This is a genomic window from Mycobacterium sp. (assembly GCF_025965855.1).
Classification (GTDB): Bacteria; Actinomycetota; Actinomycetes; order Mycobacteriales; family Mycobacteriaceae; genus Mycobacterium.
Genome location: NZ_JAOPWB010000278.1, coordinates 1 through 11,831 on the forward strand (window position 1 = coordinate 1; position 11,831 = coordinate 11,831).

17 protein-coding genes and 1 pseudogene are annotated in these 11,831 nt (G+C 67.4%); 8 read left to right on the forward strand and 10 right to left on the reverse strand.

The window, feature by feature from the left end; all coding sequences use genetic code 11:
• From JWP83_RS23615 to JWP83_RS23625, 3 genes are all read right to left on the reverse strand, one after another.
• Positions 1-290 (reverse strand): NIPSNAP family protein (locus JWP83_RS23615; protein WP_297735660.1); only part of this gene is annotated, 290 nt, incomplete at its 3' end.
• Positions 291-296: 6 nt separating this feature from the next.
• A complete protein-coding gene (locus JWP83_RS23620) occupies positions 297-767 on the reverse strand; it encodes a DUF1772 domain-containing protein (RefSeq protein ID WP_297735663.1) in 471 nt (156 codons plus the stop codon).
• Positions 764-1,177 carry an ester cyclase gene (locus JWP83_RS23625; protein ID WP_297735666.1) on the reverse strand — a complete coding sequence of 138 codons (414 nt, stop codon included), beginning with the start codon at positions 1,175-1,177 and terminating at the stop codon, positions 764-766. The genes JWP83_RS23620 and JWP83_RS23625 overlap by 4 nt, the downstream gene beginning before the upstream one ends.
• 76 nt (positions 1,178-1,253) lie before the next feature.
• Here JWP83_RS23625 and JWP83_RS23630 point away from each other — a divergent pair, with 76 nt between their 5' ends.
• From JWP83_RS23630 to JWP83_RS23645, 4 genes are all read left to right on the forward strand, one after another.
• Positions 1,254-1,826: a TetR/AcrR family transcriptional regulator gene (locus tag JWP83_RS23630; RefSeq protein WP_297735669.1), complete on the forward strand. Its 573-nt coding sequence runs from the start codon at positions 1,254-1,256 to the stop codon at positions 1,824-1,826.
• Between the two features lie 320 nt (positions 1,827-2,146).
• Entirely contained in the window at positions 2,147-2,599 is a 453-nt protein-coding gene (locus tag JWP83_RS23635; RefSeq protein WP_297735672.1) for a DUF5994 family protein, read from the forward strand.
• Positions 2,600-2,674: 75 nt separating this feature from the next.
• Positions 2,675-3,292: a TetR/AcrR family transcriptional regulator gene (locus tag JWP83_RS23640; RefSeq protein WP_297735675.1), complete on the forward strand. Its 618-nt coding sequence runs from the start codon at positions 2,675-2,677 to the stop codon at positions 3,290-3,292.
• A 16-nt stretch (positions 3,293-3,308) separates the two neighbouring features.
• Positions 3,309-3,965, forward strand: coding sequence for an enoyl-CoA hydratase-related protein (locus JWP83_RS23645; protein WP_297735678.1), 657 nt, complete (start codon positions 3,309-3,311; stop codon positions 3,963-3,965).
• Positions 3,966-4,196: 231 nt separating this feature from the next.
• Here JWP83_RS23645 and JWP83_RS23650 read toward each other — a convergent pair.
• Positions 4,197-4,340: pseudogene (locus JWP83_RS23650) on the reverse strand (ClpX C4-type zinc finger protein); the annotation flags it as partial.
• 95 nt (positions 4,341-4,435) lie between these two features.
• Between JWP83_RS23650 and JWP83_RS23655 the strand changes: the two are divergent.
• Positions 4,436-5,212: an Rv3717 family N-acetylmuramoyl-L-alanine amidase gene (locus JWP83_RS23655; RefSeq protein ID WP_297735681.1), complete on the forward strand. Its 777-nt coding sequence runs from the start codon at positions 4,436-4,438 to the stop codon at positions 5,210-5,212.
• Here the strand turns inward: JWP83_RS23655 and JWP83_RS23660 are convergent.
• Positions 5,209-5,508: a DUF202 domain-containing protein gene (locus tag JWP83_RS23660; protein ID WP_297735684.1), complete on the reverse strand. Its 300-nt coding sequence runs from the start codon at positions 5,506-5,508 to the stop codon at positions 5,209-5,211. The genes JWP83_RS23655 and JWP83_RS23660 overlap by 4 nt on opposite strands.
• Positions 5,505-5,858: a DUF202 domain-containing protein gene (locus JWP83_RS23665; RefSeq protein WP_297735686.1), complete on the reverse strand. Its 354-nt coding sequence runs from the start codon at positions 5,856-5,858 to the stop codon at positions 5,505-5,507. The genes JWP83_RS23660 and JWP83_RS23665 overlap by 4 nt, the downstream gene beginning before the upstream one ends.
• Before the next feature lie 80 nt (positions 5,859-5,938).
• On the opposite strand from JWP83_RS23665, the gene JWP83_RS23670 reads away from it, so the two are divergent.
• On the forward strand, positions 5,939-6,640 hold the full coding sequence (locus JWP83_RS23670) for a haloacid dehalogenase type II (protein ID WP_297735689.1): 702 nt from the start codon (positions 5,939-5,941) through the stop codon (positions 6,638-6,640).
• Here JWP83_RS23670 and JWP83_RS23675 read toward each other — a convergent pair.
• The 4 genes from JWP83_RS23675 to JWP83_RS23690 form a co-directional block, all read right to left on the reverse strand.
• Positions 6,637-7,086: a hypothetical protein gene (locus JWP83_RS23675; protein WP_297735692.1), complete on the reverse strand. Its 450-nt coding sequence runs from the start codon at positions 7,084-7,086 to the stop codon at positions 6,637-6,639. The two genes, JWP83_RS23670 and JWP83_RS23675, sit on opposite strands and share 4 nt — an antisense overlap.
• Before the next feature lie 2 nt (positions 7,087-7,088).
• Complete coding sequence (locus JWP83_RS23680; RefSeq protein ID WP_297735695.1) at positions 7,089-7,631, reverse strand: ester cyclase; 543 nt, start codon at positions 7,629-7,631, stop codon at positions 7,089-7,091.
• A 112-nt stretch (positions 7,632-7,743) separates the two neighbouring features.
• Entirely contained in the window at positions 7,744-9,039 is a 1,296-nt protein-coding gene (locus JWP83_RS23685) for a cytochrome P450 (RefSeq protein WP_297735698.1), read from the reverse strand.
• Between the two features lie 14 nt (positions 9,040-9,053).
• Positions 9,054-9,401 (reverse strand): MmpS family transport accessory protein, encoded by a 348-nt coding sequence (locus tag JWP83_RS23690; protein WP_297735701.1) that lies wholly within the window; start codon positions 9,399-9,401, stop codon positions 9,054-9,056.
• Between the two features lie 95 nt (positions 9,402-9,496).
• On the opposite strand from JWP83_RS23690, the gene JWP83_RS23695 reads away from it, so the two are divergent.
• Both JWP83_RS23695 and JWP83_RS23700 read left to right on the forward strand, forming a co-directional pair.
• Positions 9,497-10,582, forward strand: coding sequence for a dihydrodipicolinate reductase (locus JWP83_RS23695; protein WP_297735704.1), 1,086 nt, complete (start codon positions 9,497-9,499; stop codon positions 10,580-10,582).
• Between the two features lie 117 nt (positions 10,583-10,699).
• A partial coding sequence (locus JWP83_RS23700; protein ID WP_297735707.1) for an Hsp70 family protein occupies positions 10,700-11,831 on the forward strand: 1,132 nt, incomplete at its 3' end.

Here is an 11,831-nt window from a genome sequence, read left to right on the forward strand (position 1 = left end):
TCCAGCAGTATCGAGTCCACGGCGACAATGTCGTCCGGGTCGAAACCCTCCATGTCGGAGGCGAATTCGGCGCTGGCCATGAAGTCACGAGCAAGTGCCGCGGGATCTGCGCCGTCCGGGTAGGAGATCAGCGCGGCGAGTCGATGGTCGTCGCCGCCGCGCTGTGTCCAGATTCCATGGGTCGTCACGCCGAACGCCGCCATGCTCGGAACATGCCGCGCCCAGTGAATCGTGGCGTAGCGATCGAGCGCCCATGCGGTCCGCAGCGTGTAGATCCTCAGCTGAAACATCGGCCCTCAGACCATCAGGACGACGCACAGCGCACAGACGGCCAAGCCCTGCAGCGTCCCGCGCGCAGTGATGACCCGATCCCAGTTCGCCTGCAGCGCACGAGCATTCGCTGGGACGTCGTGAGCTTCCGCGGCGGCGGTGAGTTGCCGATTGATCGGTGCGCTCACTCGCAGGTACAGCACGAGCCAGACCAGCAGCAGCGCTACCGCCGTTGCCGCCACAGCGGCCGTGGTCCATCGGCCGGCCGCTGCCGCGGCTAAGGCGCTCACCGCCGCGGCGACCAAACCGACCACGCCCGGAACCGGCATGCGCCGGTCACCGTAGCGATGCACATTGCCCATCACCGCGACCAGCGCCCGGTCGTCGACGAGCGCCAGCGCCGGTCGTTGCACCATCGCGCAGAACACGTCGGTGCCGAAAACCACCGCGGTGCCCAGCACTGCGATCAGCGCGGCCAGCCGCGCGAGCTCGGTCATGATGCCGGCTGGGGGAGCGCGCCCAGCTGTTGAAGGACCTCCAGGGTGTTGAGCTCGTCCCAGTGCTCGACGAACATGCCGTCGGCGACGCGCCAGATGTCGATGGAGCGCATCTCGACGCGTCGCCCGGTGGCCGGGATTCCCATGAACTCGCCCAGATGCGTCCCGCGATAGACGAACCGGCCGACCACCCGATCACCCGCGACGACCAGATCCTCCATGGTCGCGGTCAGGTCCGGCAGCGCGGCAAAAAAGCCGGCCCAAAACTGCCGGTTGGCCTCCCGTCCGTCGTCGACGAAGGCGTTGTGATTGCGGTAGTCGGTGGCCACGAACCCATCCACCAGATCCGGTTCGTGTGTGTTGAGCATCTTGACGAAGGCCTCGGCGAGGCGCTGTCCTGGGTCATTCATGTTAGCAACGCTAACCCCACGGAATCGAAGTGTCAATAGCGCCGCTAGATTTTCTAGCAGTGATACCATGACGGGCATGCTCACCGAAGATCGCCGTGCCCGGGAACGCGCCGCGCGTCGTCAGCTGATCGTCGACACCGCCCGCCAGGTCGCCGAGGCCGAGGGCTGGGAAGCCGTCACCACGCGGCGGCTATCCACAGAAATCGAATACAGCCAACCCGTCCTCTACAGACATTTTTCGGGGATGGATGCGGTCGCCGCGGCCGTCGCGATCGACGGCTTCGCCGAGCTGGCCGGCCTGCTGCACACGGCCCGCGCCGGTGTCGAAACACCCGACGAGGCGCTGACCCGGATGGCGCGCGCCTACCTCGATTTCGCCGGCGACAACCCCGCCGTCTACGACGCGATGTTCACCGGCCGCACCACACTTCGCTTCGCCGAAGAAGACACCCCGCCCGAGCTGATCGCCGCCTTCGAGGAGCTGCGCCAGGCGATGTCCGCGATTGCCCAAGACGGCGACACCCTTGCCGAGGTGTTCTGGGCAGCGCTGCACGGGCTGACCAGCCTGAGCCGCGGCGGCCGGCTGCGCTCGGATTACGAGCGCGAGCGCGTCGACGCGCTGATCGCCCGGTTCTGCGCGGCGCCGTAACCTCGCGGGCTTGGCTGACGCCTCCTGATCACGACGCTGAGCTGCGCCAGTGACGCGCCGATCGGTCGGCCGGCGGCACCGACGTGCAGTTCATGGCGTAGCGTTAATGACGAGCTGTTGTCGTTGTCAGCGGTGGTCCGACGCTATCTGAGCGGATGACACCCACGGGCAATGTGATTCCTCCGTCGTCCCGCGGTTGTGGGGCGGTCGACGCCGACCGTGAAGGAACTGCGCGTGGATCGTGCAAATGTGGCCGTGGTGTCACCCTGGCGCAGCGTCCTGATCGCAGGGCGCACTTGCCGCCGACTGCGACACCTCCGATGACGTATCCGCTAAGCCGACGCCGATACGATCCCATCCGGCTGTGCGTGGCTACCGACCTGGGCCACGACATCGACGGTGCTTGGTGGCCACGCGCAGACCGCCTCACGAATGAACTGCCCGGCCTGGTTGCGGCGCTGACGCCCCTGCTCGGAACCATCATGTCCATCAACGTCAACTGGCCGCCGCTACAACGACCACCCGACTTCAATTGGCCGGGATGGGAACACAAACGCCAGCACGTGATGACCTTCAACGGGGCAGATGCTTGCGCCAACCTGCTCATCATCCCCTACGCGACGTACAGCGCGCTTGCCGTGATGGTGCTGCGCCGCGCCGCCAACCTGCCCGTAGATCCGGCCGACCAGGCCAAACGCGCATTCGTGACCGCTGGCTCGATTGTGCTTGCCGCACAACGGCAATGCGACCTGGCAATTCCGGAAAAAGTCTGACCGGCTAGTCGCCAACCCGACGTAACGCGATCACGTCCCGATATAACAGAGCAATTGCTCTGTTATGATATCGAGGTGCCTCGCCCCCGCGTCTACGACCAGGATCAGATTCTTGATGCCGTCGAGCGGTTGGCGGTGCAATCCGGGCCCGCCGCCGTCACGATCCGGGCGATCAGCGACGCGATCGGGGTGTCCAACGGCGCCGTGTATCACACGTTCGGTTCGCGCGCGGGTCTGGTGGGTCGCGCCTGGCTGCGGGCCGGGCACCGATTCCTCAGCGTGCAAGGCGAATTGATCGATGCCGCACTCGACGGCGACGCCGCTGCCGCGGTAGTGGCGGCCGCCGAGGCGCCGGCGGTGTTCGCCGAACAGTATCCGCACTCCTCGCAGCTGGTGCTGACCGTGCGCCGCGCCGAGCTCTTGGGCCCCGAGACGCCGACGGAGATCGCCACACAACTGCGCGACCTGGACCGGCTGCTCGTCGAGTCGATGATTCGACTGGCGCGCGCCCTGTGGGACCGCAAGGATGCCGCGGCCGTCGACGTCATCACCATCTGCATCGTCGAGCTGCCGACCGCGATTCTCTTGCGCCGCAACCGCATCAACGATCCAGACGCGCGCGAACGACTGCGCGCCGCGGTCCGCGCCGTGCTGGCCGTCGGGGCGCCGCCGTTGCGACGCAGAAGCAAGTGACAGAAGGGAACTAGATATGGCACCGACATTCATTTGGGACGATAAGATCGCCGTCCTTGACCTCGGCGACGATGAAAACCGATTCTCGCCGGAGTTTCTCGACGCCATTAATGCTCACCTGGACGAGATCGAGGCCGCCGGCGCGCAGGGCTTGGTCACCACCGGGCGCGGCAAGTTCTATACGAACGGACTGGACCTGGACTGGCTCGCCGCCCACGCCGAGCAGACGCAGTCCTACGTCGCCCGGGTGCAGGCCCTGTTGGCCCGCGTCCTGACGTTCCCGACGCCGACCGCGGCCGCGGTCACCGCGCACGCCTTCGGCGCAGGCGCCATGCTCGCGATGGCGCACGACGTGCGCGTGATGCGCGCCGACCGCGGGTACTTCTGCTTTCCCGAGGTCGACATCCGCATTCCGTTCACCGACGGCATGGGCGCGCTGATCCAGGCCAAGCTCACCCCTCGGGCCGCGGTCGCGTCGATGACCACCGGGCGGCGTTTCGGCGGGATCGAGGCCGTCGAGTTCGGCATTGTCGACGCCACCGCGGACGAGGGGGCGGTGACCGCGGCCGCCGTCGACCTGTTGCGTCCGCTGTCCGGCAAGGACCCCGGCACCCTCGGCGCAATCAAGCAGACCATGTTCCGCACCGCGGCGCAGGCGTTGACCAACGCCTGAATCCTGTTATTCGCCGGCGAACCGCTCCCACGCGGACTGCCGCGTGACGCCCAGCGTCTGGCCGATCTTCGCCCAGGTGATCCCGCGCCGGCGAAGCTCGCGCACCCAGGAGCGCAGGTCGGTCTCGACCTGCTGGGCCACCACCGCCATGCGTGGGATGTGGTCGAGCATCTGCTGATCGCTCCACGACTCCCAGATCGGCATCCGAAGCTCGTTCGGCTTGTCCCGGTACTCGTCGATGATGGCCTGCGACAGGTCAATGCATTCGTTGCAGATCTGCACGGCCGGCCCGGCCACAAGCTTGTCGACCTCGGTGTTGGACTTGCCGCAGAACGAACACCAAATCTGTGCGGTCTGCTTGGTAGCAGGACTCATGGGCACCCCCCGGTGTCAGGCTTTGCCTGACGATACGACGTCAGGGCCACCCTGACAAGCCCCTTCTGCAGCGAGGGGTTGTTACCATCGCGCGGGTGACTCATCCCGGTTGGCTGCGATCCGTTTCACGGCGCGACGTGTTGAGATACGCCGGGGTCGCGCCGGCACTGCTCGGCGTCGCCGCACTGGCCGAGGCCCCGCGCGCCGACGCCGGCATCGCCGGCATGGGCGTCTTCCTCGATGCGGGCCACAACGCCGTGAACGACGCCTCGATCACCCGCCAAGTCCCGAATGGCCGGGACGGCACCAAGGAGTGCCAGACGTCGGGCGCCGCCGCCGACGACGGCTACCCGGAGCACGCGTTCACGTGGGCGGTGGTGGGGCTGATCAGCGGTTCGCTCAACCAAATGGGCGTCCGCACCCAGCTGTCACGGGACAACGACAGCTCCGCGGGCCCCTGCGTGGATCAACGCGCGGCGCTGGCCAACGCGATGCACCCCGACGCGATAGTGAGCATCCACGCCGACGGCGGCCCCGCCTCCGGCTCGGGATTTCACGTGAACTACTCCAGCCCACCGTTGAACGACGTCCAGGCCGACCCGGCCGTGCAGTTGGCGCACACGATGCGGGATGCCTTGGTGCAGGCGGGTTTTCACCCGTCGACCTATATCGGCTCGGACGGCCTGTACGGGCGCGACGACCTCGCCGGGCTCAACCTGGCCCAATACCCGGCGGTCCTCATCGAACTGGGCAACATGAAAAACGCCGACGAGGCCGCGCGGATGGAGAGCGCTGATGGCCGGGCGAAGTACGCCGACGCCGTCACGCAGGGGATAGTGGCGTATCTGAACACCAAAGCCCCGACCGGTTAGACCAGCTGGGCGACCATGGTGACGACGATGAGCACCAGCACCGCCGTCCCGATGATGTACACCTGAAGGCGCGGCACGATTCGTTCCGGGTTAGCGTGCCGCTGCAGCGTGCGCTGACGTTGCAGAGCGATCAGGTAGGTGCCCAGGGCGACGGCGCCGGCGAGAAAGGCGGGGATCAACTCTTTCGGCGCGGCGGGGCCGTGCAGGTTCTTGATCGTCAGCAGCGCGCCGTTGCCCAGGAACGCGAAAGACGTTCGGGTCCAGGCCAGCGCAGTCCGGTCCGCCGGCTCGCTCAACCCATGACCGCCTTGGCGATCACCAGCCCGATGGCGACCAGCCCCACCACGCTGAGACCCACCGCGAGGTAGGCCGGGGTGGGATGACGGGGCAAGGGATCACCGTGGCGCATGGCGCGATCCGCCTGCCGCCAGCGCACCAGCCCCATTCCGCTGGTGAGGGTCGCCAGCACGGCTAGCCCGATGCCGAGCGCGCGCCGCGCGCCGGGGACGGTCAGCTCGGGAACGAGTTGTACCAGGGCGACCGCCGCGGCAAGCAGCCCGAGCGCGGTGCGCTGCCAGGCCAGGAAGGTCCGCTCATTGGCGAGGGTGAAACGGTAGTCGGGCTCGCGCTGTTCTGGTTCGGCCACGAGGTACCTCGCTGGGCGTAGGAGGTCAAGCGTTTCGACGCGCCAGAGTCTAACCAACCGCCCGGGTGCATGATGGGCCTGTGCTCAGGGCGCTGCTGTTCGACGTGCAGGGCACGGCGACGGATTTCCATTCGACCGTGTGCGACGAGGCGAAGCGGATCAGCGCGGGGCGGCATCCGGAGGCTGATTGGCCCGAGGTGGTGCGTCGTTGGCGCGCAGGGTACTTCACGGCATTGGAGGCCGCGGAGCGTCGGGGCGCTGGGTGGGGTTCCGTGCACTCGGTGTATCGCCACGCGCTCGACACCGTCCTGGACGACTGCGGCATCGCGGGCTTCTCGGACGCCGAACACGAGGAGCTCACCCTGGCCTGGCAGCGGTTGAGGCCGTGGCCGGACGTGGTGCCCGGGCTGGTCCGGCTGAAGCGCGCGCACACGCTGGCCACCCTGTCGAACGCCGACGTCTCGGCTGTCGTCAACATCTCCAAGCGAGCGGGACTGCCCTGGGATGCGATCTTCGCCGCCGAGATGGCCGGGGTGTTCAAGCCCGACCCCGCGATCTATCACCTGGCCGCGACCTACCTCGGCCTGGACCCCGCCGAGATCATGATGGTGGCCAGCCACAAGTACGACATCCGCGCCGCGGGCCGCGTGGGCTTTGCGACCGCCTTCGTCGCGCGCCCACTGGAATTCGGTCCCGACGGCGAAGCCGACGTGGCCTTCTCGGACGAGTTCGACGTCAACGCCTCCGACTTCCTCGACCTCGCAGCACAACTCGGCTGCTAGCGCTGTGCCGAACCGGTCAGGGATTGACCGTTGGCGGCTTGCAGCAGGCAGATGATGGTGCTCGGCGTGGGGTTGGCGCCGGTTCTGTCCTGATTCGAGTCGATGAGAAACGTGATCGAAAACGGGCTGCCGTCCACGGATCGGCCGGTGTAGGGGGCGAATCCGGCGTTGCAGTCCTTGTTGGCGACGTCGGCGACGGAGGTGTCGACGGCCATCGGGGCGCGCAGATAGACCTCGGCCAAATGGGCTGTGGCACAGTCGACGACGGTGACGGTCACCCGGCTCAGATCGGCCGGCGGAAGGTCGGCCACGCACTCGCCGACCTGCAGGTCGATCCACTTCACGGTTCGCGAGCCCGAGGGCGCGGGAGCGGCGGTGGCGGTGGCCGTGGCACAGACGGCGAGCAATGCGCTTGCGGCCAGGGCGCATAGGGTGTGCAGACGCATCGCTAGCCTCCGGAAGTCAGTGCCGGGTCGGGCTTTTCCGACGACATCGACAGAAAGCCTCGCACGCAGCGCGCGGCCAACAGCCAGTTCGCCGGCTTCTTCATGTCCAGCCCGCCCAGCAGTTGCTTGATCATGGTCAGCGTGTCGAAGTAAATGCGTTCGCAGACAAGGGTTTCGGTGTCGTCGAACACGAAGTAGGCCGTCATGCGGACCCGGAACCGGCTGCCGGTGGGCGGCACCTTCCCGAGATATCCGCGATGGGTGCCCATCAGCCAGAACTCGACGATCACCGCGTCGGCACTGTGCCGCAGGGCGATGATCTCGTGGTCCTGATCGGGGAACGCGGTCCTGGTGTAGGCGTAGTAGCCGCGGACCGCCTCGTCGCCGTCGTGGACGACCAGCTGCGGGATCAGCTCGTAGCGCGGATGCGGGAAGGTCGCCAACACGTCGTCCCAGTCCTGGCGGACCTCGTCGTGGAAGTGGTCGAGCACGAGTTTCTGGCGGGCGGCCAGCACCTCGGGAGCGGGAAACGCGGGAACGGTCACGGTGATGAGCCTATGGCGCGACGAGCAGACGCAAAAGCCCGCGACACGCCGTGCGGTAGGGGGCTTTTGCGTCTGCTCGCGAGAGGTCTGCGAGACGTCTGCGCGCGAGAGGTCAGCGCGGGGGAGTCCAGGCGACCGGCAGGCTCTTGATGCCGTGGATGAATTGCGACAGCAGGCGTGCGGGTTCCTCGACGGCGACGATGTCCGGTATCTGGCGCCGCAATTCGTCGAACACGACCCTGATCTCGCGACGGGCCAGGTTGGCGCCCAAGCAGAAATGGGCGCCGCCGCCGCCGAAGCCGAGGTGCGGATTGGGGTCGCGGGCGACGTCGAACATCCACGGATTGGCGAACTTCGACTCGTCGCGGTCGGCCGAGTTGTACCAGAGCGTCGCCTTGTCCCCCTCGGCCATCTTGACGCCACCCAATTCGACGTCCCGGGTCAGGGTGCGTCGCATGTAAACCACCGGGGAGGCCCACCGCACGATCTCCTCGACCGCGGTGGGGGCCAGGGGGTCGTAGTTCGACCACCATTTCTCCCGCTCCGAGGGGTAACGGGACAGGGCCAGCACGCCGTGGCTGATCGCATTGCGGGTCGTCTCGTTGCCGGCCACCACCAGCAGGATGAAGAAGGACGCGATCTCCGACGACGACAGCCGGTCGCCGTCGACCTCGGCCTGCACCAGGCTGGTGGTCAGGTCGTCGTGGTGATTGACGCGGCGATCTTCCGCCAGCGCGGTGGCGTAGGCGCCGATGTCCATCGAAATCTGAAGGAACTCTTCGAAATCCGTCGTCAGATCGGGGTCGCCGAACCCGAGAATCACGTTGGTCCAATGGAATATCCGCTGATGGTCTTCCTCGGGGATGCCCATCATGTCGCAGATGATCTGCAACGGCAGCGGCCCGGCGAGCTCGCCGACCAGATCGGCCTCGCCGTCGGGGTGATTGGTGATCAGCGACGCGACCAACCGGTGGGCGCGTTCGCGCACAGATGCCTCGATGCGGGCCACCACCTTCGGGGTGAACGCCCGGCTGACGATCGAGCGCAGCCGCTGGTGTCGCGGATCGTCGAGCACGATCATCGAGCCGAAGTACTCGGCGATCTCCGGCGCGTTCTCGTTGATCGTGATGTTGGGGCTGGAGCTGAAGACGTCTGGATGGCGGCTGGCGTAGTGCACGTCGTCGTGCTTGGTCAGCGCCCAATGCCCCGTGCCCGCCTCAAACCCTTCCATCTCGATGGCGGGCCAGAACGAGATCGGGGCCTCGCGGCGCAGGGTGGCGAAGGCGCCGTCGCGGTAGTCGTCGTCGCGCCCCCAGAACTCGAGCGACTCGAGATGAAGGTCGGCTAGCGGGATCTCGGGCGGTGGCGCCCCATTCACTCGAGTCGCGATCCCTGTCCTGAGGCTCACCTGGTCTCCCGCGATCAGTGCGAACAGACGGTTCTGGCCGGCGTCCCCGTCGTCGCCGTCGCGTCGCTCACGACATTGCCGTCGAGCAGGATCTTGCACGAGATCGGACCCGGCCCTTGGGCGCTGAGTGCGAACACCTGGCCACCGAAGCCGGTGAACTGCGTCGACCAGGGCAGTTTGGCGTTCACCGCGTGTTGCTGACCGTTGTCGCTTTGGTAGGAGATGTATTCGGCGACGGCGGGGCCGCTCACCTCGTAGGTGACCTTGGGATTCTCGGGCAGGGCGTTGGCCACGCCGCACGCATTGGCGAGCCCGATGCCGATCGCCAACACCATCGAGGCCCCGCGCAGATGACTGGTCATGGTTTCACATCGTGTCACCACCGGCATCGCCTGGTCTAGATGCCACTCGCGCCAATGCTTAGGGTGAACCGGGGGCTGACGATTGGAAGGTGAGTATGTCGGGACACGACTCAAAGCGTGTGGTGGTCTGGGGCACCGGCTTCGTGGGCAGCATGGTGATCGCCGAGATCGTCAAGCATCCGCTGTTCGAGTTGGTGGGCGTCGGCGTCAGCAACCCCAATAAGGTCGGCCGTGACGTCGGCGACGTCTGCGGGCTGCCCGAACCGGTGGGCATCACCGCGACCGACGACGTCGATGCCCTGATCGCGCTCCGGCCCGACGCGCTGGTGCATTACGGTCCGACGGCGATGCACGCCGACGCCAACATCGCGCTGATCACGCGGTTCCTGCGCGCCGGCATCGACGTCTGCTCGACCGCGATGACGCCGTGGGTCTGGCCGACGATGCACCTCAACCCGCCCAACTGGATCGAGCCGATCACCGAGGCATGTGAGCTGGGCGGATCGTCGTGCTTCACCACCGGCATCGATCCGGGATTCGCCAACGACATGTTTCCCATGACCCTGATGGGCGTCTGCTCGGAGGTGCGCCGCGTCCGCGCCTCGGAGCTGCTTGATTACACAAACTACGAGGGCGACTACGAAGTCGAGATGGGCATCGGCCGAGAGCCCGAATACAGCCCGATGCTGGAAAACCCCAGCGTGCTCATCTTCGCGTGGGGTGCCACCGTGCCGATGATCGCCCATGCCGCCGGCATCATGCTCGACGAGATCACCACCACCTGGGACAAGTGGGTGACTCCCACGGAGCGCACCACGGCCAAGGGCGTCATCAAAGCCGGGCACGTCGCGGCCGTCAGGTTCACCATCAACGGGATCTACCACGGCGAGACGCGCGTCCAGCTCGAACACGTCAACCGGATCGGGCACGACGCCGCCCCCGACTGGCCGTCGGGCCACGACAACGACGTCTACCGCGTGGACATCGAGGGGACCCCGAGCATCTTCCAGGAAACCGCGTTCCGGTTCACCGACGGCTCGGGCCGGGACGCGGCCACGGCCGGGTGCCTGGCGACCGGGATGCGGGCGCTCAACGCCGTACCGGCGGTCAACGACCTGCGCCCGGGCTGGGTCACGCCGCTCGACCTTCCGCTGATTGCCGGGGCGGGCTCGATTCGGTGACCATAGCTGCGGCTATGTCGTTATACAGCTCACGCATAGCCGACGCTTTGATTGGCTATAGGTTCTAGCGGCACAATTAGGCTCGGCGGAGCGCCGCTGAACACGGGGATTGGACAGATGGCCGACACAGCTAGGCCCGCGCTGGGCTTGTCGATTGGTTCCACCAACCTGGCGGGCGTGACCGCGAATCTGGCGATCATCCGCAAGCCGGTCCTCACGCTGTATCGCCAGCGCCCGCCCGAGGTCGGGGTGCCCTCGGAAAACCCCAAGCTGGACGAGCCGGGCCTGGTCATCACCGACTTCGTGGACCGCGTCGGGGACCCGGTGGGAATCGTGGCCGCCGACGGGTCGGTGCACCGCAGCGACGCGTTGCTCGCCGACGCGCTGCGCGCGCTGGCCTACGCGGCCACCGGCGGGCGCCCGCTGCCCGAAAGCATCGCGATCACCTATCCCGCTCACTGGTCCGCCAAGTCGGTGGACGCCCTGGGCCCCGCGCTGGGCGGGGTGTCCGAATGGTCGGACCGCGCGCGGCCGCCGTCGCTGATCTCCGATGCCGCGGCGACGCTGTTCGCGGTGCGGGCCAATCCGGGCGTACCCGCGCGGGGGACCGTGGCTGTGTGCGATTTCGGCGGCAGCGGCACCAGCATCACGCTGATGGACGCCGCGGGCGGCTACGAGCCGCTCGCCCCGACCGTGCGGCATCACGACTTCTCCGGCGACATGATCGACCAGGCGTTGCTGACCGCCGTCATGGCCAACGTGGCAACCACGGGTTCGTTCGACCCGTCCGGGACCTCGGCGATCGGCCCGCTGAGCCGGCTGCGGAGCGGATGCCGCGGCGCCAAGGAGCAGCTCTCGTCGAGCACGGTGACCACCGTGGCCAACGGGCAGCCGGGGACGGGCGGCGACATCCGGCTCACCAGGAACGAGCTCGACGACGCGATCCGCGGGTCGCTGGCCAACTTCGTGGCTGTGCTGGATGAAGCCTTGCAGCGCAATGGGATTCGCGATCTCGTCGCCGTGGTTTCGGCGGGCGGTGGGGCGAACATCCCGGCGGTAACCACCGCGCTGTCGGGACATTTCCGGGTCCCCGTCGTCACCACGCCGCGCCCGCAACTGGCCGCCGCCACGGGGGGCGCCCTGCGGTCGGCGCAGGGGCCCGGGGATAACAACCCAACCGCGGTGGCCCCGGCCGCACCGGCAACGGCAGCGGCAGCTGCGCTGGCGCCACCGGCACGGCCGTGGCCGG

Coding starts and splice junctions, on each gene's coding strand:
- JWP83_RS23675 (WP_297735692.1), bottom strand. CDS start 7,086: ATGCGTCTGCACACCCTATGCGCCCTGGCCGCAAGCGCATTGCTCGCC.
- JWP83_RS23695 (WP_297735704.1), top strand. CDS start 9,497: ATGTCGGGACACGACTCAAAGCGTGTGGTGGTCTGGGGCACCGGCTTC.
- JWP83_RS23620 (WP_297735663.1), bottom strand. CDS start 767: ATGACCGAGCTCGCGCGGCTGGCCGCGCTGATCGCAGTGCTGGGCACC.
- JWP83_RS23625 (WP_297735666.1), bottom strand. CDS start 1,177: ATGAATGACCCAGGACAGCGCCTCGCCGAGGCCTTCGTCAAGATGCTC.
- JWP83_RS23690 (WP_297735701.1), bottom strand. CDS start 9,401: ATGACCAGTCATCTGCGCGGGGCCTCGATGGTGTTGGCGATCGGCATC.
- JWP83_RS23635 (WP_297735672.1), top strand. CDS start 2,147: ATGACGTATCCGCTAAGCCGACGCCGATACGATCCCATCCGGCTGTGC.
- JWP83_RS23645 (WP_297735678.1), top strand. CDS start 3,309: ATGGCACCGACATTCATTTGGGACGATAAGATCGCCGTCCTTGACCTC.
- JWP83_RS23630 (WP_297735669.1), top strand. CDS start 1,254: ATGCTCACCGAAGATCGCCGTGCCCGGGAACGCGCCGCGCGTCGTCAG.